General features: G+C 42.7%; 23 protein-coding genes. 20 read left to right on the forward strand and 3 right to left on the reverse strand.

Annotated elements, in window-relative coordinates:
* Nucleotides 1–10: 10 nt before the first annotated feature.
* From AAA938_RS06125 to mnmE, 8 genes are all read left to right on the forward strand, one after another.
* Nucleotides 11–1,135, forward strand: a complete 1,125-nt coding sequence (locus AAA938_RS06125; protein WP_338227755.1) for a glycosyltransferase family protein — start codon at nt 11–13, stop codon at nt 1,133–1,135.
* Between the two features lie 322 nt (nt 1,136–1,457).
* Nucleotides 1,458–2,120 carry a metal-dependent transcriptional regulator gene (locus AAA938_RS06130; protein WP_338227756.1) on the forward strand — a complete coding sequence of 221 codons (663 nt, stop codon included), beginning with the start codon at nt 1,458–1,460 and terminating at the stop codon, nt 2,118–2,120.
* The gene (locus tag AAA938_RS06135; RefSeq protein ID WP_338227757.1) at nt 2,117–3,034 is read left to right on the forward strand and encodes a metal ABC transporter solute-binding protein, Zn/Mn family; all 918 of its coding nucleotides are present in this window, start codon (nt 2,117–2,119) and stop codon (nt 3,032–3,034) included. Before AAA938_RS06130 ends, AAA938_RS06135 begins: the two co-directional genes overlap by 4 nt.
* Nucleotides 3,031–3,819, forward strand: coding sequence for a metal ABC transporter ATP-binding protein (locus AAA938_RS06140; RefSeq protein ID WP_338227758.1), 789 nt, complete (start codon nt 3,031–3,033; stop codon nt 3,817–3,819). Before AAA938_RS06135 ends, AAA938_RS06140 begins: the two co-directional genes overlap by 4 nt.
* Nucleotide 3,820: 1 nt before the next feature.
* On the forward strand, nt 3,821–5,107 hold the full coding sequence (locus tag AAA938_RS06145; protein WP_338227759.1) for a metal ABC transporter permease: 1,287 nt from the start codon (nt 3,821–3,823) through the stop codon (nt 5,105–5,107).
* Nucleotides 5,104–6,000 (forward strand): metal ABC transporter permease, encoded by an 897-nt coding sequence (locus tag AAA938_RS06150; RefSeq protein WP_338227760.1) that lies wholly within the window; start codon nt 5,104–5,106, stop codon nt 5,998–6,000. The genes AAA938_RS06145 and AAA938_RS06150 overlap by 4 nt, the downstream gene beginning before the upstream one ends.
* Before the next feature lie 11 nt (nt 6,001–6,011).
* Entirely contained in the window at nt 6,012–6,467 is a 456-nt protein-coding gene (locus tag AAA938_RS06155) for a thioredoxin family protein (RefSeq protein ID WP_338227761.1), read from the forward strand.
* Nucleotides 6,464–7,846 carry a tRNA uridine-5-carboxymethylaminomethyl(34) synthesis GTPase MnmE gene (gene mnmE / locus AAA938_RS06160; protein WP_338227762.1) on the forward strand — a complete coding sequence of 461 codons (1,383 nt, stop codon included), beginning with the start codon at nt 6,464–6,466 and terminating at the stop codon, nt 7,844–7,846. The genes AAA938_RS06155 and mnmE overlap by 4 nt, the downstream gene beginning before the upstream one ends.
* Nucleotides 7,847–7,870: 24 nt before the next feature.
* Here the strand turns inward: mnmE and AAA938_RS06165 are convergent, their stop codons facing one another.
* On the reverse strand, nt 7,871–8,998 hold the full coding sequence (locus tag AAA938_RS06165; protein ID WP_338227763.1) for an AEC family transporter: 1,128 nt from the start codon (nt 8,996–8,998) through the stop codon (nt 7,871–7,873).
* 9 nt (nt 8,999–9,007) lie between these two features.
* A complete protein-coding gene (locus AAA938_RS06170; protein WP_338227764.1) occupies nt 9,008–10,180 on the reverse strand; it encodes a pyridoxal phosphate-dependent aminotransferase in 1,173 nt (390 codons plus the stop codon).
* A 508-nt stretch (nt 10,181–10,688) separates the two neighbouring features.
* Between AAA938_RS06170 and AAA938_RS06175 the strand changes: the two genes are divergently transcribed.
* The 8 genes from AAA938_RS06175 (at nt 10,689) to AAA938_RS06210 (ending at nt 18,468) form a co-directional block, all read left to right on the forward strand.
* Complete coding sequence (locus AAA938_RS06175) at nt 10,689–11,306, forward strand: NADPH-dependent F420 reductase (protein ID WP_338227765.1); 618 nt, start codon at nt 10,689–10,691, stop codon at nt 11,304–11,306.
* A gap of 364 nt (nt 11,307–11,670) precedes the next feature.
* Complete coding sequence (locus AAA938_RS06180; RefSeq protein ID WP_338227766.1) at nt 11,671–12,330, forward strand: ROK family protein; 660 nt, start codon at nt 11,671–11,673, stop codon at nt 12,328–12,330.
* A 30-nt stretch (nt 12,331–12,360) separates the two neighbouring features.
* The gene (gene zwf, locus AAA938_RS06185) at nt 12,361–13,740 is read left to right on the forward strand and encodes a glucose-6-phosphate dehydrogenase (RefSeq protein ID WP_338227767.1); all 1,380 of its coding nucleotides are present in this window, start codon (nt 12,361–12,363) and stop codon (nt 13,738–13,740) included.
* A 3-nt stretch (nt 13,741–13,743) separates the two neighbouring features.
* On the forward strand, nt 13,744–14,418 hold the full coding sequence (gene pgl / locus AAA938_RS06190; RefSeq protein WP_338227768.1) for a 6-phosphogluconolactonase: 675 nt from the start codon (nt 13,744–13,746) through the stop codon (nt 14,416–14,418).
* Nucleotides 14,419–14,497: 79 nt separating this feature from the next.
* Nucleotides 14,498–15,991, forward strand: coding sequence for an acyl-CoA synthetase (locus tag AAA938_RS06195; RefSeq protein ID WP_338227769.1), 1,494 nt, complete (start codon nt 14,498–14,500; stop codon nt 15,989–15,991).
* A complete protein-coding gene (madL, locus tag AAA938_RS06200; protein ID WP_338227770.1) occupies nt 15,988–16,350 on the forward strand; it encodes a malonate transporter subunit MadL in 363 nt (120 codons plus the stop codon). The genes AAA938_RS06195 and madL overlap by 4 nt, the downstream gene beginning before the upstream one ends.
* Nucleotides 16,343–17,104, forward strand: coding sequence for a malonate transporter subunit MadM (gene madM / locus AAA938_RS06205; protein ID WP_338227771.1), 762 nt, complete (start codon nt 16,343–16,345; stop codon nt 17,102–17,104). Before madL ends, madM begins: the two co-directional genes overlap by 8 nt.
* An 11-nt stretch (nt 17,105–17,115) precedes the next feature.
* Nucleotides 17,116–18,468, forward strand: a complete 1,353-nt coding sequence (locus tag AAA938_RS06210; protein WP_338227772.1) for a transglutaminase-like domain-containing protein — start codon at nt 17,116–17,118, stop codon at nt 18,466–18,468.
* Nucleotides 18,469–18,519: 51 nt separating this feature from the next.
* On the opposite strand, the gene AAA938_RS06215 is transcribed toward AAA938_RS06210, so the two are convergent.
* Nucleotides 18,520–18,741 carry a hypothetical protein gene (locus tag AAA938_RS06215; RefSeq protein WP_338227773.1) on the reverse strand — a complete coding sequence of 74 codons (222 nt, stop codon included), beginning with the start codon at nt 18,739–18,741 and terminating at the stop codon, nt 18,520–18,522.
* Between the two features lie 201 nt (nt 18,742–18,942).
* Between AAA938_RS06215 and AAA938_RS06220 the strand changes: the two genes are divergently transcribed.
* From AAA938_RS06220 to AAA938_RS06235, 4 genes are all read left to right on the forward strand, one after another.
* Nucleotides 18,943–19,686 carry a TMEM175 family protein gene (locus AAA938_RS06220; RefSeq protein ID WP_338227774.1) on the forward strand — a complete coding sequence of 248 codons (744 nt, stop codon included), beginning with the start codon at nt 18,943–18,945 and terminating at the stop codon, nt 19,684–19,686.
* Between the two features lie 68 nt (nt 19,687–19,754).
* Nucleotides 19,755–20,318 carry a helix-turn-helix domain-containing protein gene (locus AAA938_RS06225; RefSeq protein WP_338227775.1) on the forward strand — a complete coding sequence of 188 codons (564 nt, stop codon included), beginning with the start codon at nt 19,755–19,757 and terminating at the stop codon, nt 20,316–20,318.
* A gap of 253 nt (nt 20,319–20,571) precedes the next feature.
* Nucleotides 20,572–21,669, forward strand: coding sequence for a hypothetical protein (locus AAA938_RS06230; RefSeq protein ID WP_338227776.1), 1,098 nt, complete (start codon nt 20,572–20,574; stop codon nt 21,667–21,669).
* Nucleotides 21,670–21,829: 160 nt separating this feature from the next.
* Nucleotides 21,830–22,618 carry an NUMOD3 domain-containing DNA-binding protein gene (locus AAA938_RS06235; RefSeq protein ID WP_338227777.1) on the forward strand — a complete coding sequence of 263 codons (789 nt, stop codon included), beginning with the start codon at nt 21,830–21,832 and terminating at the stop codon, nt 22,616–22,618.
* Nucleotides 22,619–22,800 lie beyond the last annotated feature (182 nt).

Raw genomic sequence — 22,800 nt, forward strand, 5'->3', positions numbered from 1 at the left:
ATTTAGTTCTATGAGTGATAATACAGCTCCAAAAATACCTGTCTTGATTGCTTCTACTTTGAAGCCTATTCATGACCCGAGAGCTTTTGGCAAGCTGGCACTTTCGCTTGGCGAAACAAATAAATACAGAATAAACATCATAGGCTTTTCTTCCAAAAAGCTGGAGAATCCCTCCGATTTCCGATACTTTTCTTCTATGGGCGATTTTTCTTCTTGGTCAAGAATCGGCGCTCAGTTCCGTTTTTTCTGGAATCTGTTAAAAATTAGACCTCATTTGGTCATCTCCTGCACTTGGGAATATCTGCCTGTTTTGAGCCTTATGAAGCCCATTTTAGGCTTTAAACTGGTATATGATGTGCAGGAAAACTACACATTCAATCTGGACTTAAATCTTGGGCTGAATGAAGACAAAAAGCAAAAGAGGGCTTCTTGGATTAGGTGGGCAGAAAAACATGCCCGAGTGGATTTGTACCTGTTGGCAGAGAAATGCTATCAAGTAGAAATGCCGGAGAAAAAGCCCTTTCTGGTTTTAGAAAACAAATTTCAAGGCTCCCAAAAGAAAACACATCCCAAGAATTTCAAATCACAAACAGAATTTCATTTTTGCCTCAGCGGTACACTTACCCCGGCTTTTGGAGCAGAGCAAGGCATCCGATGGTTTCAGCAAATACAAAAAATCTATCCCAAATCACGGCTGACTGTCATTGGCCATGTACCAGTTTCCGACTTTTTTCAAAAACTCAAAAGCATTCAACTCGAGTCCCAAGGGATCGAATGGTTGATTTCCGAGACCCCTATTCCCCATCAGGAGCTAATTGACGCCATTTCAGAGGCAGATTTTTCTTTATTGCCCTACACCTTGCACCCAGCGATTGCAGGAAAAATGCCAAGCAAGCTTTTCGAATGTGCAGCTCTTGGCACCCCTGTATTGATCACCCCAAATCCTATATGGGAAAGATTCCTTTCTCCGTTTTCTGGAGGCTACAGCCTGGATTTTTCCGATTTATCCAAAGCACTCTTCCATTTCCAGAAGGCAATGGATCTAGACTACTTTTCCACATCTCCGTCATCTAGGGTGTATTGGAACACGGAGAAAGCTGAGTTACAAGAAGCTATCGAAAAACTCCTTTCCTGATTTCTCAAAGCAAAGGAAGTTTTCCACCAAGCTAAGGAAAACTTATCCACCGATACCCTAAGATTTACACCCAATTGGCCAAAATGGAAACTGGCCTTTTAGCCACATTTTGTCCAAAAACCAGAGCAATACAAGTTTTTAACATACTGAATTTCATTTATTTAATTATTTATTACTTATTGGCTAAAATATTTTTTAGCCAACACTAAATCTAAGATCACAGCTAATTTGAGGTTTTCCACAGGCGATTTAGGATCTATAAAATATTTATTTAGCATTGTCTAAATTATTTTTTACCTTTGGCTTATAAAATTGAAAATCCATGGAATTGACCGTAGCCGAAGAGAACTACCTCAAAGCGATCTATCACCTTTCAGATGCTGGAAAGAAAAGTGTATCCACCAATGACTTGGCAGCAGAGATGAAAAACAAGCCTGCTTCAGTCAGTGATATGCTCAGGAGGCTGGGAGAAAAGGAAGTCATCGAATACAGAAAATATTATGGATTGCAGATCACCGAATCCGGAAAAAGATTGGCTCTTCAGACCATCCGAAAGCATCGACTATGGGAAGTATTTCTGGTGGAGAAATTGAATTTTGCATGGGATGAGGTCCATGAAGTGGCCGAACAGTTGGAGCATATCCACTCCCCTCTTTTGATTCAAAGGCTGGATGCTTACCTCAACTTTCCCAAGTTTGATCCCCACGGAGATCCTATTCCGGATGAGTTTGGAGATGTACGCTCCCGACCACGGGTAGAATTGGCAGAAATGGAAATCAACCAAACCGGTCAAATCGTAGCCGTCAAGGATTCCTCTGCGGCATTTCTTCGCTACTTGGACAAAGTCGGCGCATACATCGGTGCAAGAATTAAAGTCTTGGACAAGGTAGAATTTGACGGCTCATTAGAAATTCAGGTGGACCAAAAAAAGAATCTGTTTATGTCCAAAGAGGTAGCAAGCAATATCCTGGTTCTTCAGTCATGAATACCCTGAGATTATTTCTTTTCCTTTCCTTTTTGGTTTTGGCAGCCTGTAAGCCAGAAGGGGAAACCCAAAGAGAGAAGCCAAGAATTGTGGCTACCACAAGCATTTTGGCTGATGGAATTCAGAACCTTGTCGGAGACAAAGCCGAGGTGGTAGCACTCATGCCTGCAGGAGTCGATCCACATTTGTACAAGGCCTCAGTTCGGGACCTCGATTTATTGACCACGGCTGATTTGGTGGTCTACCATGGACTCTTTTTGGAGGGAAAAATGACAGAGATCTTCGAAAAACTTGCCCTCACCAAAGAACTGATCAACGTTTCGGAAGGGGTAGATAAAAACCAACTGATCCGCTCAGGACCGGAGGCACATAGCGTAGATCCCCACATTTGGTTTGATGTGAAGCTTTGGACTCAAGCTTTGTCATTTGCATCAGAAAAACTTTCCGAATGGAAGCCCGAATGGAAGGAGGAAATTCAGAAAAACACGGATTCCTATCTCCAAAAACTTGCTCAGCTGGACCGAGAAGCCGAAATGAAAGTATCTGAACTAAAGTCAAAAAATCAGGTTTTGGTCACTGCCCATGATGCTTTCGCCTATTTCGGAAAATCCTATGGCATGGAAGTGCATGCCCTGCAGGGTCTCTCCACCCTGAGTGAACCCGGCCTGAGAGACCTGACCGAGCTGATTCAACTGATCGAAAGATACCAAGTCAAAGCCATCTTTGCCGAGCAAACCATCTCTCCCAAAGCCATTCAGGCCGTAGCCAATGGAGTCAGAGAAAATAACCGAACCGTCAAACTTGCCGGGCCTCTATACACCGACAGCCTCGATGCCCCCGGCACTCCTGCGGGAACCTACCTGGGAATGTTTGAAACCAATCTCAACACCATTTACCAAAACCTCATCCCATGATCACACAAGTCGAAGAACCCATCTTGGAAATTCATGACCTGACTGTCAGCTACGATCAGAATCCCGTGCTTTGGAATGTGGATCTTAGCCTTCCCAAAGGAAAGCTGGTTGGAATCCTCGGGCCAAACGGGGCCGGAAAAAGCACCCTGATCAAGGCGATTATGGGCTTAATCCCTCCTACTTCAGGCTATGTAAGAATTTTTGACAAGCCGCTGAATGAGGTCAGAACCCGCATCAGCTACGTCCCTCAAAGAGAATCGGTGGACTGGAATTTCCCGGCTTCGGTATTGGATGTGGTGATGATGGGGACCTACGGGAAATTGGGGCTTTTCAGAAGGCCAGGAAAAAAGGAAAAAGAGCTAGCCATCCATTGCCTTGAACAGGTCGGCATGGCTGGGTTTACCAAAAGACAGATAGCCGAATTGTCCGGAGGTCAGCAGCAGCGGGTATTTATTGCACGAGCCTTGGCCCAGCAGGCTGACTTATACCTGATGGATGAACCTTTTGCCGGCGTGGATATGGCTACAGAGACCGCTATTTTCCAATTGCTGAAAGAAATGGCCGATTCCGGGAAGACGGTGATAGTCGTCCACCACGATATCCATTCAGCCATGAACTTCTTTGATTGGGCGATCATGCTCAATCTTCACCTCGTTGCCTCCGGGCCAAAAGACCTGGTAATGACTGAAGAATTGCTTCGCAAAACCTATGGAGGCAAACTCAATCTATTGACCAAGGTGACTGATTTGATCAAGAGAAAAGAATTCAACCCATTGAAAAGCTGATATGGAGGATTTTGTCTATTTCTTCACCTTTCAGGATCCGAGCATTTTATGGGTCGTTCTCGGTATCACCCTGCTCGGAATTGGATCTGCTTATGTGGGTACGTTTTCTTTTTTGGATAAAAAGGCCCTTTTGGGAGATGCCATTTCACATGCTGTCCTTCCGGGAATTTGCCTAGGATTTATTTTGGCGGGAGAAAAGAACCCGGTTTACATAGTCACGGGAGCCTTTTTATCAGGAGGAGTGGCTACTTTTTTGAGCACTTGGCTGAAAAGAAACACCAAACTCAGTGAAGATGCCATTATCGCCACCATTCTTTCTGTGTTTTTTGGAATTGGGATAGTCATGCTGACTGCACTTCAAAAGTCTGGTAACCCGGAAATAGCCGGCTTGAATACCTTTATTTTCGGAAACGCGATCGGAATCTCCGAAAAAGATCTGATGCTGTATGGAGGATTGGCTCTGTTTATCATTTTGGTTTTGACCTTCTTTTTAAAAGAGTTCCGGCTGATGGTATTTGATCGGGAATACGGGGATTCTATTGGTTTCCCCATGAAAACCATCTCCTTTATCTTCAATGTGCTGATGATTCTTGCGGTGGTGATCGGAATACAGGCTATAGGAGTAGTATTAATGGCTGCCCTCTTGATCACTCCGGGATCTTCAGCCCGATTTTGGACAGATAGGCTGGGCACATTGTTGATTTTGGCTGCTTTGTTTTCAGTGATTTCAGGAGTGATGGGAACATACGTTTCTTTTGTTCTTCCGCAGATGCCCACCGGACCTTGGGTAGTGGTTTTTCTTTCCTTGATCGCCTTGATTTCATTTTTATTCTCCCCAAAAAGCGGGATGCTGTTTCGCTACTTTGCCAGAAAGAAATACCTGAGAAAAACCCACCGAGAGCATTTGCTCAAAGCGCTCTACAAAGCTCTTGAAGAAGGTAAAAAATCCTTACCCATAGAAGAAATCTATGAGCTCTACCCCTACCACAGACCTCAAACCCAGGCTGGTATCAGAGATTTAAAACAAAATAGATACATAAATCAAAATCAAGGCTTTATAGAATTAAGTAATTCAGGTATTTCAGAAGCGATGAGGATAGTACGACTTCACCGATTGTGGGAACTTTACCTCAATGAATCCATGAATATCGCCCCGGATCATGTGCATGATTCGGCAGAGCAGCTGGAGCATTTGCTTACTCCAGAGTTGGAAGCTTTGCTTGAAAAACGACTGAATTACCCTGCCTTGGATCCCCATCAAGAAACCATTCCCAGAGACCGACCATGACTTTCGATTCCAACGCCTTTCTGATCATTTTCACCGGCTCCCTGATCGCTATTTCCTGCGGCATGTTGGGCGTATTTCTTATGCTCCGCAAAATGTCGATGACGGGTGATGCCATATCCCATGCCGTTTTGCCGGGGATTGTCATTGGTTTTTTTGTCTCAGGAAGTCAAAGAAGTCTGGAAGTCATCTTGGGGGCTGGCCTGCTTGGGATTTTGGCCACATTGATGATTGACTGGCTGCGCAAAAAAGCTCGGGTTCAGCTCGATGCCTCCATCGGAATCACCTTTACCCTACTTTTCGCCATTGGGATTATTTTCATCAATATTTTTGCGTACAAAGTGGATTTAGATCAGGAATGCGTACTGTACGGAGAAATCGCCTATTTGCCAATTGACCTTTGGATTACCAAAAGCGGACTGAATCTGGGACCAAGAATCACCTGGCTTGCCGGGCTTAATTTCTTTTTTGTGTCCGGGTTTATCTATCTATTATTTAAGGAGTTAACCCTTACCAGCTTCGATGAAAGCTTTGGTTCTGTAATCGGTATCCCGTCCAAAGGAATCAATCTGGCCCTGATGAGCATGGTTTCCTACACCACAGTTAGCAGTTTCGAATCAGTCGGGGCAATTCTGGTTGTGGCTCTTCTGGTTGTGCCTCCTGCCACAGCTTTCCTTTGGACCAAAAGTCTCCTTCCCCTCCTCAAGGTTACCGTGATTTTGGGTATTTTGATTTCCTTTTTTGGCTATTATCTTGCCTACTGGTTGGATAGCTCGATCGCAGGAATGATGGTGACAGTGGCTGGATTGTTTTTTGGGGCAAGCGTTTTGCTAAACAGAAAGCGGAACAGCAGCAAAAGCGGAACTTCTCCTCTTCCTCAGTCGTTTGGAATTTGAAATCGTCACTTATGAAATATTTCAGCATTTTACTTTTCGGATTACTTCTGAGCACTTCCTCTTTGGCCCAAGGCCAAATCGAGTGGTTGAAGTTTGAAGAAGCAATAGCAGCCAATGCCCAAAACCCGAAAATGATTTTGGTCGATGTCTACACCGATTGGTGTGGCTGGTGCAAAAAGATGGACAAGGAAACCTTCACCGATGCCAAGGTGGTGGAGTACATCAATTCCAACTTCTATGCTGTGAAATTAAATGCAGAGGACACCAAAAGAACCTTTGAATTCATGGGTAAAACCTACAATGAAGCCCAAATGGCAGCAGCTATGCGGGTCAGGTCTTACCCAAATTTTGTGATTATCGAACCCAAACTTCAGAATATTGCCCAAATGCCAGGCTATAGACCCGCTTCTGATTTTTTGACAAGCTTGGATGAACTGATCGAAAAAGCCTTCAAACCCAAGCTATGAGTTTTTCACTTGCTGAAAGGGAAGATACCGTCATCGCCCTTGCCACACCTCAGGGAGTCGGTGCCATAGCAGTTATCCGCCTTTCCGGAAAAGATGCCATCCGGGTCACCAATTCTGTATTTTTTGGAAAAAATCTGGAAAAAGTCCCCTCACACACCATTCATTTTGGGACTATTCGGGATGGAGAAAAGATCATTGACGAGGTTCTGGTTTCTGTTTTTATCGCTCCCAAATCCTTCACTAAGGAAAATGTGGTGGAAATATCCACTCATGGTTCTTCATACATTATCAATCAGGTTCTCAAGCTATTTGTCCGAAAGGGGGTTCGACTAGCCAAACCTGGAGAATTCACCCAAAGGGCCTTTCTCAATGGACAGTTTGACTTGGCGCAAGCCGAAGCAGTTGCGGATTTGATCCATGCAGATTCAGAAACCAGCCATCAAGCCGCCCTGAATCAAATGCGGGGGGGATTTTCCTCAGAGATTCAGGAACTGAGAAATCAGCTGATTCACTTTGCCTCCATGATTGAGTTGGAATTGGATTTTGTGGAAGAAGATGTGGAGTTCGCAAGCAGAAATGATCTGAGAGTCTTGGTCGAGCGCATTCTGAGAATCGTAGAAGAGCTGATTCTCAGCTTTGACTTGGGGAATGTGATCAAAAACGGAGTTCCCACCGTCATAGCAGGAAAGCCCAACGCTGGAAAATCCACGCTTTTAAATGCATTACTAAATGAAGAGAAAGCCATTGTTTCCGATATCGCCGGTACCACCCGGGATTTTATCGAGGATGAAATCAGCATTGGCGGAGTCATATTTCGCTTCATCGATACTGCCGGACTAAGGGAAACGACTGATACCATCGAAGCTATCGGAGTCAGCCGAACTCAGGAGAAAATGAAGACCGCTTCGTTGATTTTGTATCTTTTTGACCTGAGCGATACAGACTTGGTGGAGATCAACCGGGATATCAATAAGCTGGAGAATTTGGGAGTTCCTTTTCTTAAAGTAGCAAACAAGACAGATAAGGCTAAAGAAAATATTATCAATGAATTAAAGGAAAAACATCCGGACACAATTTTTATTTCGGCAGGAAAAAAAGAAAACCTGGAAGGCCTCAAATCCCGAATCTTGGAACTGGTCAATCTGGATAAATTCCGTACCGGAAATACTATCGTGACCAACGTACGCCACTACGATAGCCTAACCAAAACCCGTGAATCCCTACTCGATGTATTAGCAGGTCTAGACCAGGAAGTGACCAATGATTTTCTGGCCATGGACATCCGAAGGTCCTTGCATTACCTCGGGGAGATTACTGGACAAGTGACGACGGATGATTTGCTGGCGAATATTTTTTCGAAGTTTTGTATCGGGAAGTAAAACCCCTGAAATCCCACTTCTCCACTACTTAGGACTATTCTTTAAACTTGGACTTTTTTCGGTCTCAAAATCAAAACTTAAACTCCTCAACTGAGCCCAAAGTCTGGGAAGAAAAGGTAAAGTGCAGAGAATACCTCCCAAAGTCAAAACCGGTGCTGGCGATAGAAAATACTCTCCACCTGTCAAAATCGAAAGTATTAACATCGTACTAAAAGGAAGGGAAACGGCCAAAATATTGATAGCCAACTCCAAATCGAAAGTCTTTTTCCCGGATGGATTCTGGCTTTCCAGTTTGGCTATCCCTGCCATGTGGGCAAAGGGCCAAAACGAAGCGCTGGACAAAGGAAAGACAAGCAAAAACAGAACTGCTGTGGCACTTGAAATAGGAATAAAGGTGAGAATCAATCCACTAATCAGTAAAGATATCCCTGCCCGAAGCATCAAAATGGAGAAGATTTTTTGAATTGAGGTCCACTTGAGTACCACCGAAACACCGATAAATAAAAGAATCAGCGGAGTCATCATATCCTTAAGCATCAGGACTGGGCTTCTGAAAAATTCAGGAAGTGAGCTCAGATTAAATCCAAAAGACAAGAGCAAAAGAGAGGAAATCAGAACCAGATTTATGGGTTCCTTTAGCATAGCCAAAAGCAAAGATTTCACCTTTTGCTTATTGGACTGAGCACCCAAATGCTGTACCCGATAATACCACGACATGGCTAGCAAATAGGAAATCACCAATACGAATAGCTTATTGCCCACATCCCCGATGGCAGCCCAAGCCAAAGCTTCCTCACCCAAAAACTCAATTATAAACGGAAAGCAAGACAATCCAGGAGCTAAAGAAGGAAAAAGCAACATCCAGGTTCTATGCTGAGGAGAATTGGGCTTGACGCCGAGCCAGGGTACAATAAAATAACTCACGCCCAGCATGATTGCATTCCAAGTCAGCACCAAGACTGGAAGTAAAAGCAACTCAGAATCCATCTTGATGCCCAGCAGGGCCACAAAAATCATAGCCGGAAGCGACAAATCAAGAATCACCACTTTCAGCCCTTTTTTATGATCCTCCTGGATTAGCTTTCCCCGAAGGAAATAACCCAAGAGAATCAATAGAAGAATGGATACCGTTTTTTCTAATCCCAAAACCATAAGTTCGGCTTATGCTTGCGTTACTTTTTTGAATGTTTCCAAGAATAGCTCCAATTCATCATGGGTACCCATGCTTACCCTACACCAAGGCTTCTCATACATTTCATAGGTTCTTATCCCTACTCCTTCCTGCACCATGGCATTCATAAATTGCTTCCCTTCCATGTGGATTGGAAAAATCAAAAAGCTGGTGTAGGAAGGGATAGGCTGATAGCCCAACTTGATAATTTCTTCGGTGACAAATTCTCTGCAATCTTGGTTTTGAGAGCGGCAACTTGAGAGGAAATCCCTTTCTTGCATACTGGCAATAGCCCCTTTCAATGAAGTCAAACAAAGGCCCATGGTACTTCGGACTTTGGAAGTAATGCTCTCTATCCTTTCCTCGGTAGCCACGATGTATCCGATTCTGAGACCGGCCATTCCATGGATTTTGCTAAAAGTTCTAGCGACGATAACATCCTTTCCTTCAGCTACTAGACCTACCATCGTCTGATCTTCTGGATTAGGTAAAAACTCCAGATAGGCCTCATCCACAAAAACAGGCACTTTAGCAGAGGCAGTCTTACAAAACTCCTTCAAAGCGGTGGCATCTGTGATCGAACCGGTTGGATTATTTGGATTGCAGATATAGACCAGTCGGGTATCCGAGTCGATAGCCGCTTGCATTCCATTCAAATCATGGGCATAATCAGCTGCCAAGGTGACCGGCTTCCAAGTTCCTCCCATGGCCTGTGCCGTATTCATCACAGACATGTAAGATGGATCTGCCGAGACTATATTTCCGCCATTTTGAAAGCGTGTAATAGCAATTTTCTCCAGCAAGTCTGTAGAACCAGGCCCCAACATGATATTGGAAGGCTTTACTCCCTCCTTTTCTGCAATCATCCGGATCAGCGTTTGGGCATCACCGTGCCCGTATCGATTTCCTTCAGCCACCGAATTGGCGATGGCCTGAACCACCTTGGGAGATGGGCCATAGGGATTTTCGTTGGCATTTAATCGGGCAATTAATCGGGTTTCGGCTAGGTGGGAATCAGGCAAAAACTCCCTCAGCGTACTTTTAGCACTGTACTGAACTAGATTTCTTTCAGGAATGGAGGCAAAAGCAGGAGCCGCCATAAAGCCCGATGCTGCAAGCAGACTGGATTTGAGCCAATCTCTTCTGGAGAATGATTTATTCATGATTGTTGATAGGTTTGGTTGCTACTGGAAAAAGATCAAAATCGTACCACCGTGGAAAAGTGGGAAAGATTTCGGCCAGATTATTTTGGGTTGATTCAGATTTTAACCTGAAACTTAATTTTCATCTCAATATGAGACTTTATTGGTTAAATTTAAAACCATATTTTTTACTTTTTGCACAATATTTAATAATAAGACATTTTTTTTAATCCATTTTTAAATTAGGCAACATTAAAATCCGTAAGGAGAGCCCTTCCATTTCACCCTTCCTCACTCTACTCATTCAGCCTTGATTTCAGGAAAGCTCAAAAAATCTATGTCTTCACAGATTAAACTATAAATATTTGACTATCTGTTTTTTGCATTTCAATTCATCATATTTGAATAATATATTGTTTTTTCATTTTTTTCAAAATTAAATTTGGATCAATAGGTATTTTATCCTAATATTCAGCTGTTTATACTCCCAATTGAAACAGAAATATTCAACAAACGAATAGCTGACTTTATGAAAATCGGATTTCTCGGCGGGACTTCACTCGCACAAACCCTCGGAAAAAAATGCATTGAAGCCGGTTTGAATCCCGTCTTCGGAGTACGATCAGATTTTGATGTAGAAGCCCCTGATTGGAAAGTACTCAATCGGCTTTATAATCGAATTTGCCCCTATGAGTCGGCAATTATCCAATCGGAAATCGTGCTGATCTGTGCAGAAAATGAGTTTCTCCCTGATATTTTCAAGGCTATAAAAAATGTGGACACTTCAGATAAACTGATTGTAGACTGTACCAATGCCCACTATGACAAAAAACTGGCAGTGTCCACCACCAAGCACCTCAAAAAGGCAGCGCCAAAGGCATTCTTGTTCAAAGCCTTTAATAATCTGGGGATAGACTATCCCAAATCCGACCACTTGGGAATAATCAAAGAAACCTATTACTGCGGAGAAAACATACCGGATAAAATCAGAATCAAAAGACTGATAGAACATATTGGTTTCAAGGCTATTGACGCAGGTCAAATCGATAATGCTCCCCTGTTGGAGGCATTTTACCATTTGAGCAAAGAAATTTCCTGGAATAGAAAGGACCAATCCAACATGCATTTCAAACTGGTTTCCATCTGATTATCATTTTTCCAATCACCCGAATGGTGGGACTTCGGTTCCACCATTTTTTTATGTTCAAGAGTAATCAGTTATTGATCATTTGGATCCTTTGGTAGACCTAGAAGTTGGTTGAAAAATTATTGAGAATCGGTCCCACAGAAAGCCCGTTTCAAAATTCCATTGCCAAGTAAAATGATTCTGTTTTTATAAAAAAATCCAACTTTTATTCGTATTTAAAGAATAATTCAGAATTAAATAAATTTTATCTTAAAAACTGAGTTCGCCATCGGAATAAAAATTTGAAAACTATCTGGAAAAATATTTCCTCCTTCTAATTTTCAAAACCATATTTGAAATATAAAGAAGCGACTCACCTTACTGAATGAACGTACTCGTAATCGACATAGGCGGCTCAAACATCAAGCTTTTGGCCACGGGTCAGCCCGAAAGAATAAAAATCCCCTCAGGAAGCGATTTCAAACCGGAAGATTTGATTCCTCTGGTCAAAGATGCCACCAAAGATTGGCCCTATGAGGCGATCTCCATTGGCTTTCCCGGGGTGGTAAAACACGGAGTCATCGCAGCAGATCCGGTCAACATGGGAAAAGGCTGGATGGGATACGATTTTCAGAAAGCTTTTGGAATGCCCGTGCGAATCATCAATGATGCAGCCATGCAGGCGCTGGGAAGCTATGAAGGCGGCAAACTTCTCTTTATGGGTTTCGGGACAGGTTTGGGTACAGCCATGGTTTTCAAAGACCTTATTCTTCCTCTCGAAGGAGGACACCTCCCATTCAAACAGGGCACATTTGAAACCCATGTCGGTAATGCTGCCATGAAAAAGGTAGGAAAAAAGAAGTGGAAAGAACTTGTCTATCAAACGATCGAACACTTCAGACACTGTTTCCAGCCTGACGAAATCGTCCTTGGCGGTGGAAATTCCAAATACTTGGAAGAAATTCCCGATAAATGCCGTCTAGGATCGAACAAAAATGCCTTCACCGGGGGTTTCAGACTTTGGGAAAGAGAGTTTAAAATCTGATTCTGCCCCTACTCCCTTATTATTTCCAACATGACACAAGTCAAATCTGACGCATTAGTATTTTATGGAGCTACGGGAGACCTGGCTTTCAAAAAGATTTTCCCTGCTCTGAATCAAATGGTGATTCGCGGCAATTTGAACGTCCCGATCATCGGTGTGGCAAGGGGGGATTATGATTTGGAAAAACTCAGAGAGCGAGCCAAAGAAAGCATCCAAAAACACGGAAAATTCACTGAAGAATCCTTTCGTCAGTTTTGCGAAAAACTTCAATTCGTCGGCGGTGACTATACCGACCCGGAAACCTTCCGGAGGATTCGCACCGCTTTGGGAGATGCCAAAAATCCCACTCATTACTTGGCGATTCCTCCTGTACTTTTCCCCAAAATCATTGAACAGCTATCCGCCTCAGGATGTGCAGAAGGAGCAAGAGTGATTGTAGAAAAGCCATTTGGCACAGACCTAAAGTCAGCTAAAGAACTCAATTCCATCCTTTTATCCAAGTTTGAAGAGAAGTCAATTTATAGGATCGACCATTATTTAGGAAAGCGTCCTGTCAACAATATCGTTTTCTTCCGCTTTGTCAATTCACTCCTCGAGCCGGTTTGGAACAGAGATCATGTAGAGTCTATGCAGATCACCATGGCTGAGGATTTTGGCATCCAAAGTCGGGGAGCTTTCTATGACAATACAGGTGCGATTCGGGATGTAGTCCAAAATCACCTCTTTCAGATTCTCTGCAATCTGACCATGGAGCCTCCAAAAGCTCTCGACAGTGAATCCATCCGGGATGAAAAAGTCAATGTGCTCAAAGCCATTGCTCCTTTCAAATCAGAAGATGTGGTCAAAGGTCAATATGAAGGCTACTTGCAGGAAAATAAAGTTGACCCCAACTCCAAAACAGAAACATTCGCAGCCATTCGGCTTCATATAGATTCTCCGCGCTGGAAAGGCGTTCCTTTCTTTATCCGGGCAGGGAAATACCTTCCTGTAACCTGTACCGAAATTCTGGTCAGATTCAAGCATTTGCCCTCCGCCTATTCTTCCATAGCTACCCAACCCAACCATATTCGCTTCCGAATCAGTCCGGATGTCTCGGTGGGATTCGGAATGCTGATCATGGCTCCGGAGGAAGACATGGCGTCTGTTTTGAGTGAAGTTCAGGGAAATCCCACCCCTTTCCCCAATGAAAAAGAGGCATACGAGCGGGTTTTGACAGATGCCATGGCTGGAGATCCGACCCATTTTGCGCGTCAGGACTACGTGGAAGAAGCATGGAAAATTGTCGATGAATATCTCGCTGAAGATCATCCAGTGTATCCCTATGCACCCAAATCCTGGGGGCCGGAAATAACGGATAAGCAAGTAATGCCGCCCGGAGGCTGGAAAAATCCAATTGTTTCAAAAAAGTAACTTATGCAAATCAACGTTTATTCTTCTGCAGAGGAGGTAGCCCATGAGGCTGCACAATGGATTTCTTCTTTGGCAAAAAGCAAAATTGAAAGTAAGGGCTCATTTTCATTCGCAATAAGCGGAGGGCGAACTCCATGGGAAATGCTGGCTAAGCTGGCACAAGAGAATTTGCCTTGGGAAAAAATCAATCTCTTTCAGGTAGATGAGCGAATTGCTCCTGAAGGTCATGAGGATAGAAATCTTACCCAACTTTTTCAGGTTCTTCAAGGAACCCGACTGATGACCAGATTAAATATATTCCCTATTCACGTCATCTCTGAAAATCTGCAGGAGGCCTGTGAGGAATATGCTCAGCATATTGAGCAAATCACCGGTAATAGCAAGCTGGACCTGATTCACCTGGGGATGGGTGCAGATGGACATACAGCTTCCTTAATCCCCGGTGATAAAGTCTGTGATGTGGAAAATCAAATGATAGCACTTACTGACCAACCTTACCAAGGCAGGCAAAGAATGACCATGACTTACCCTTTGATCAATCAGGCAGAAAACATCCTTTGGCTGATCACAGGAGAGGAAAAAAAGGAAATGCTGGTAAGAATGCTCAATAAAGATCCCGAAATTCCAGCCGGCAAAATCAAACAAGATCAGGCAATTTTAATGACTGATTTGCTGTAAAACTCCATCAGCCTTCCCTTTGAAAGGAAGGCTTTTTTTTGAAAAGCATCTTTGGCTATCTTTCAAAAAATTGCCCAAAATGCTCAACCTATTCAACAAAGCACTTTCTCTCCCTGAGAAAACAGCCATTATAGACTCAGAAGGGAGTCATTCTTTTCAAAAACTCAATACTTATTCCGACCAAATCGCCTCCTTCCTTCTCCAGGGAAATCCTGATTTGAATGAGAAGCGAGTGGCCTTTATGGTCAATCCGGATTTCGATTATGTGAAAATCCAATGGGCTATCTGGAAAGCGGGAGGAATTGCCGTTCCCCTTTGTATCACCTACCCGCTCCCTTCCTTGACTTATGTAATCGAGGATACCCAAACTGAAATAATCATCGCAGGTCCGGAATATGTGGAATTGCTTTCGAAATATGCAAAGGAAAAAGGAATTCGCTTTTTGAACCTCTCTGATTTAGAATCTTCCGGTTCCAGCCCTATTCTTCCGGAAATAGAAAGTAGCCGTGGGGCCATGATTCTTTACACTTCAGGGACTACCAGCCTCCCCAAAGGGGTTTTGACCACGCACGCCAATATCGAGTCTCAGATTTCTACTCTGATCGAAGCCTGGAAATGGACAGAAAAAGACCACACCCTTTGCCTTCTCCCCTTACACCATGTACATGGAATCATCAATGTCGTTTCCTGTGCCCTTTGGTCAGGAGCCACGGTGGAATTTCTTCATCCATTTGATGCCAAGCAGGTTTTCGGCAAATTCCTGGAAGGAAAGATCAATGTCTTCATGGCTGTTCCGACGATCTATTTCAAGCTCGTTTCTGAATTTGAATCGAGTTCAGAAAAGGAAAAAGATGCGTTATTTGAATGCATGAAGCAATTCCGCTTGATGGTGTCTGGTTCGGCAGCCTTACCCGTTTCTGTCATGGAAAAATGGAAAGCAATCTCCGGACATTACCTTTTGGAACGCTATGGAATGACCGAAATCGGCATGGCAATCAGCAATCCCTACGAGGGCCCAAGAAAAGCCGGATACATTGGAAAACCACTTCCGGGAGTAAAGACCCGGTTAGTCGATGAGGAAAACAGGCCAGTAGATTCAGGCCAACCCGGAGAAATCCAGATCCAAGGCCCATCAGTTTTCAAGGAATATTGGGGAAAACCGGAAGCCACAGCGAAATCATTCACCTCAGACGGCTGGTTCAAAACCGGGGATGTGGCAGTGATAGAAGAGGGATATTTCCGCATTTTAGGCCGGGATTCAGTAGATATCATTAAATCCGGAGGCTATAAAATCTCTGCATTGGAAATTGAGGAAGTTATGAGAAAGCATCCTTTAATCAAGGACTGTGGAGTAGTAGGAATACCGGATGAGGAATGGGGAGAATTGGTCTCAGCGGCCTTGGTAACCCAAGAACCCATGGATTTAAAGGTCCTCAATCAATGGATGAGGGAACAAATGCCCGCATATAAAACTCCCCGAAAGTATTTGATCCTGAATGAACTCCCCCGAAATGCCATGGGAAAAGTGGTCAAAAACGAATTGAAGAAGCTTTTTAACCAAGAGTCAAAATGATTCAGGGACTTGCTATTCTTTCCTTTTCCTTTCTTCTGGGCATGTGGTCCGGAGAATTGCTTGGTTCTTGGCTGGGAATCAATGCCAATGTGGGAGGCGTAGGATTTGCCATGATTTTCCTTTTGCTATCCAAAGAATACCTAAGCAAAAAAGGCTGGTGGAAATCCGATTTGGAATTTGGAATCGAATTCTGGAACAAGCTTTACATCCCGGTGGTCATTGCCATGGCAGCCAGTTTGAATGTCAAATCCGCACTCTCCTCGGGGACCTTGGCCATTTTGGCTGGTATCATCCCGGTATTTTTGGCCTTTTGGGTATTCAAAATTCTGATCAAAAACCTCCCCTCTTCCCATGAATGAGCTGACTCAGGTTTTGGACAAAAACGGATTGATTGTCGCCTTTCTTCTGGTGGGGCTGCTGACTTGGTTAACGGATCTTTTCTCCAAAAAAGTCCTGAAGTCACGAATTCCAGGATCGGCAATTGCCATTTTTTTAGCGCTTTTCTTCGGCTATTTGGGAGGAGTAGTTGCCGGAGGAGAAAAAGGATTGGCAGATATCAACTTATTCAAAGGTCTTTCTGTCTTGGGAGGCTCCATGTTTCGGGACTTTGCCATTGTGGCTACAGCGATTGGAGCCAGTTTTCTGCTGATCCGAAAAAGCGGACTTCTCGGACTTATTTCCCTGATTTTGGGAATAGCTGTATTTTTCATTTCTGGAGTTGCTTTGGCTTGGGTAATGGGCTATCGGGATGCGGTCAGCCTTTGTACCATCGGAGCAGGAGCATGTACCTACATCGTGGGACCGGTTACCGGAGGAGCTTTGGGGGCTAGCTCGGAGGTCATTGCCTTGAGTATCGGCACGGGAGTGGTCAAGACCATCGCAGTAACTATTTTCACTCCCATTTTTGCCAAAAAAATCGGGTTGGAAAGTCCCGGTTCAGCTATGGCTTTTGGAGGAATCATGGGCACTTCCAGCGGGGTAGCTGCCGGATTGGCTGCCACTGATCCCAAATTGGTCCCTTATGGAGCAGTGACCGCCACCTTTTACACGGGTTTAGGATGTCTGGTTTGTCCTTCCCTGTTTTACCTGTTAATTTCAGCTTTGCTTAGCTGACCAATCCCAAAATGATGATCCAAAATGCTTTAAGACTTTCAAGTTTCACCTTGATTTTGACTGCCTTATTTTTCTCCTCCTGCCAAAAACAGAAAGAAAAAACGGTGGTGGAAGCACCAAAAGAACGTATTTCCATTGCTGAAATCGAGGAAGGAATCAAGACTTACATTGCCCAAGTTTCGGCTGAAAATGAGGGTATTTTTCCTGTGAAGGACGAAAACCACGACCTTAAAATGAAACTGGTTAGAGTTCATACCGAGTATCTTTCTAACCTAGGTCCTGACAGTCATTTTGCCTGCGTGGACTTGGTGGATGAAAGCGGGGAAGTTTTTGACGTGGATTTTTTCATGGAGGGAAAGCCGGGTGAAATGAAAGTCACCCAGACTACCGTCCATAAATTAAACGGAAAACCTTTTTACAGCTGGAAACAAAAGAAAGACAAAACTTGGTATCGAGTACCCATGGAACAAACCGACAATTCTCTTTTAGGAGTGATCGAAGGCAAGGACAGCTTCGAGTTTTATTATACTGTCACTGTACCCCCTTTGACCGAAAAAGCCAAACTTTGGATTCCTTTGGCCGAATCGGATCCATTTCAAACAGTGGAGGTTCTGGAAATTTCCACCCCGGTAGAAGCCAAAAAACTCAATGATCCGGTGAATAAGAATACCATCCTTTATCTGGAACTCAGCCCGGGGCAAAGTGGAAAAGATATCAAGATTGCCTATTCGGTCAATCGAAAAGAAAAAGGGCCATATGAAGCTCCTGCACCAGATCCTGAAGTCGATTTGGCTTCTAATATCCTGATGCCCAAAGGCGGCCGATTTGAGGAAATAGCAAAAGAAGCACTAGGGCCGAAGATCAATGAATCTCATTTGATTCAGGCAAGAGCCCTGTATGACTACATCATTGACAACATGCGGTATATGAAGTTTGGGGATTTTGGACGTGGTGATTCCAACTATGCCTGTGATTCCAAAACGGGGAATTGCTCGGAATTCCACTCCTTCTTTATTTCTTTAGCCAGATCGGTTGGGATTCCTGCACGATTTGCAATTGGTGCTTCTATACCTTCTGATCGTAATGAAGGAGGAATCGATGGATATCATTGCTGGGCGGAATTTTATGCCGATGGAAAATGGTGGCCTGTAGATATCAGCGAGGCCAATAAATATACGGCCTTGGCCACTTACTATTTTGGAAGGCATCCTGCCAATCGAATTGAATTGACAAGAGGAAGAGATTTGGAAGTCAGTCCTTCCCCTGCCTCCGGACCCATAAATTTTCTAGCTTATCCTTATTTGGAAATTGCCGGAAAGGAAGTCAAAGCCCCTACCCGATTTACTTTCCAGAGAAAGTCATAAACTAAAAAAGGTTGCCAAATGGCAACCTTTTGAATTTTTATCTTTTCAAAATTAAGCTGAAGCAGTGCTGTCAGTAGCTGTAGAATCTTCAGATGGATGCTCTGAAGGATGTTCTGAAGGGTGCTCACCGCCTTCAGCGGGATGTTCTCCTTCCATTTGCTCAGTAGCCTCTTCAGAAGTTTCTTCCTTTTTACCTCCGCAAGAAGTAAAAAGAGTAGCTGATAGAAATCCCATGGCCAGGAAAAGGACGAGGGTAGATTTAATTTTTTTCATGATTGGGTAAGGTTTGGTTTTTTTACAATTCCAAATTATCAAAAAAGCTGCCAATATTGCGAATAGCCTGAGTTTGGACAATGCTTTCGAACTCAATTAAGAAATAAGGAAGAAATTAAATGAAATGTATTTTTCAAGAGAATAAAGTAATGGATTCTAGCATTTTAGCTTATATTTCTTTGGCTATTTTTATTCAAAGGCATGAAATCAAAAATCCAATCGAAGCAGTCCAATCTTGGGTTTACCCTGAGGGGTTTGGAAAATACCCGGATAGAATCCCTCAGTGACGGAGTTTTTGCCATTGCAATCGGCCTGCTGCTACTATCCAGCAGTCCTCCCAAAACCTACGATGAACTCCGCGTTTTCATCAAGGATTTTATCCCTTTTGCGGGGACCATTTCCATTTTGATGGCGATTTGGTATCAGCATTACCTGTTTTTCATCCGGTTTGGGTTGCGGGACGCAGGGACCACGGCCATTAATACTGCCCTTCTTTTTTTGGTCTTATTCTACACATATCCTCTCAAATTTTTATTTCAGGTTTTAATTGAAATTTATAGGGCTTTACTTACTGGAAATCAATCCTTAATGAATTCTATTTTTGAAGAAAAAATAAGACTGCAAGACGCTCCGGAGTTAATGGTTATTTATGGATTAGGAGCCACCGCCATCTTCTTGATTTTTGTTTGGCTCAATGTCCGAGCCCTGAAAAAGGCAGACCAGCTCTCACTCAGTCCGGTAGAAAAAGTCCTCACCCAAAACAGCATCCGACTCAATGCCACAGCAGGGTTGATCCCTTTCCTTTCAGCTTTGTTTGCCTATTTTGAATTGGGAGGCACCTACACTTTTATGCTTTCAGGATTCATTTACATGCTCTATCCTATCCTGATGCCAATCGTCGGCTATTATGGTGGAAAAAAGTTGGAGATCTTTGAATCGAAATAATCTGGTTTCGCCTTCGAAGGAACTTTGAACTCATTTCCACTCGTTAGAAAAATTCAATCACCAATTTTATGTCCACTTCACTTTTAATCAAAAACATGGTCTGTCCCCGCTGCATCGAAGCAGTGTCGGAGATTTTTTCCGGTGAAAATCTGGAGGCCAAAGTGGAATTGGGAAAGGTGCGTTTGGAAAAATCCATCTCTGAGGCGCAAAAAGAAAAACTAGCCCAACTACTTCAAAATCGAGGTTTTGAACTCTTGGAATCAGGCAAGTCTGCGCTGATTTCCCAAATCAAAACCGGGATAATTGATCTGGTGCATCATCAGGATAACCAACTTCAGAAAAACTTATCCTCTTACCTTTCACAAAAGCTAAATCAGGAATACAGCGGGTTGAGCAAGCTTTTCTCCCAAGTAGAAGGCATCACCATCGAGCGGTATTACACCCTCCAAAAGATCGAGAAGGTAAAAGAATTCCTCTTTTACGATGAATTGAGCTTGTCCGAAATTGCCTTCAAAATGGGCTATAGTTCTGTTGCTTACCTTAGTGCCCAATTCAAAAAAGAAACGGGAATGACCCCGAGTGAATTCAAGAAAAATGGGCAGGTGAAACGGAAGAGCTTGGATGGGATTTAAACCCGAATCCTTAAAAACACTTGAACCTAAAAATTCTTTCTTTTCCTAGGATTTTCCCTTGCCAGACTTTGAACTAAAACCTATCTTCAGTCGGATAAAAAGGGGGAAATTTTCGAATTTTTTTGGTAATAAAAGACCTAAAGGGTGCACATAGCCGACCAAGATTTGGGGAATATTTATACCAAAGGTGCACATATAAATAAGTTAGTGGCAACCTTAGAAGACACCCAAAACCAAAACATTAAAATTGAAAATGGCAGGAATTGACGACATAATAAAAGCTTCTCAATTGACACAAAATATCCATAAGTCGTTAGGTCTAAGTTCTCAACTTTCAGAAATGCTAAAATTTCAACAACGAATGACAAGTGGTTTTAGCGGACTTACTGACCTTGCAAAAATCTTACAACAACAACAGCAGACAATAAAAAGTCTTAGTGGAATAAGTATGCTGACAGAGCTTACCAAAGGTATGCAACAGCATGACCGACTTATGAAAAGTTTAAGTGGCGTATCTATGGTGACAGAACTTTCGAAAAGTATGCAAGAACAAAAAACGGCATTAAGCCCTACTTTTTTAGCATTTGACGCATTAACAAAGTCAATGAAGTCTTATTCAAACTTTGGTATTCCGCAAACAACACTTGACGCAATAACATCTATAAACAGGCAACACGAACAACTTTTTGGTGGAATAAGAGCAATGACAGACGCTCTTAGAATTCAATCGCCAGCGATAACACAAATAAATAGTCTTCATTTTGCGTTAGGTGGCATTTCAGGACACATTGCCGCATTAGCGGCACAACAAAAAAATTGGACAATAATTGAAGATTTTGAAGAAGTTACAGAAAAGGCTCTTGACTTTACCGAAACGCTAACAGAAGAAGTTACTAAAGAACAGCAAAGACAATTTCAAGTGTTACTGACTTTAGTTTTTGCGTTTCTCAAAAAACATAAAGTACTTGGCGTATCAGCATTACTAATCATTGACATTTTTCTACGGTTTGCCGACATACACCAATACTATGACTTTCTAAAAGACAAACCAGAATCAGCGACAAAAGCTGACTTAAATCAAATATCAATTAAGCAAGACTCTGTTTTGCATTTTATTAATTTGGTAAACGAACAATTTAAACAAGCCAATGAATACCGAATCACAAACCGAGCTTGTGAAGTAAAACTTAAACCGAAATTAAAAACATTGACACTTGCAAGACTTCCGAAAGACTTTGAATTAATTGTTGTTCAAATTCATCACAAGTGGGTTTTTGTAAGCTATTTTGACCCCATAGACAATTTACCGCAGACAGGTTGGATATTGAAAAAATATTTAGATAAACCATGAAAGAAATAAAGGCAGCCGCTAAAATGGGTTTTGCGCCAGGCGGGGTGACGTGCAAACTTGGAGCTTTGTGCTTCTATTCAAGTTCAGTGCTGGTTGACAGTTTTGTTCTTTGAAACCCGTCAAAAAACAAAGCCCCAAACCGTTATACGCAAGTTGAATTATGCCAAAGGAGAGAATATTTTACATATACCTATTAATAAGTTCATTGGATAATGAAGTTTTCTATGTAGGAAAAGGACATGATACGAGAATGTATTGGCATAAAAAACATGCAATAATTGGTGATCATCATAATAAGCACTTACAAAATAAAATCCTCAAGTTGATTTCCAATGGAGGGAAAATCATCTATAAAAAAGTCTTTGAAAGCCCTGATGAAAAAGAGGTGTTTAAACAAGAAATGCTAACGATTCAATATTTCGGATTTGAAAATCTATGTAATCTAACGGAAGGTGGGGAAGGCTCAACGGGATATGTCCATACAGAGGCTGCATTAAAGAAGATGAAAGAAAATGCAGCAGAAAGAGATTGGGTTGGGGAAAATAATCCAAATTTTGGTGGTGGTAATTGGTCAGAAGAATCAAGAAAAAAGTTTAGTGATTATCAAAAGCTCAATTTATTAGGAGAAAGAAACCCATTCTTTGGAAAGAAACATTCAAAATCTGCAAGAGCGAAAATGAGTGAATATCATTCAGGTAAAACTTTAACTGAAGAACATAAATTAAAAATTAGCGAAAATCATGCTTTTAAGGGAAAGAAAAGGCCAGAACACTCCAAAAAAATGTCTGGCGAGAATAACCCCAAAGCAAAACTAACTCTTGAATTGATAAGACAAATAAGAATTGAATACGCTTTAGGAGGCAAATCATACAGAAAGCTGGCAGCTATATATGGTGTAGACTTCACAACTATTGCGGATATTATTAAAAATAAAATTTGGAAAGAATAAAACCAGCGTACAACAACTAAGCTTTCGTGCGGCTTGCAAAGCCAAGCATGAAAGCGCTGTTGCACGAAACCGGTGAGGTTCTTATGGGGATTGAATCGGAATTTCAGTTGGATTTGTAGGACTTGATAGCTGAAAAAGTCTCCTCAGAATTGCTCGTCACGTTTGAAAAGCCATCTAATTAT

This window comes from Algoriphagus taiwanensis, from assembly GCF_036245645.1.
In the GTDB taxonomy this organism is placed as follows: Bacteria; Bacteroidota; Bacteroidia; order Cytophagales; family Cyclobacteriaceae; genus Algoriphagus; species Algoriphagus taiwanensis.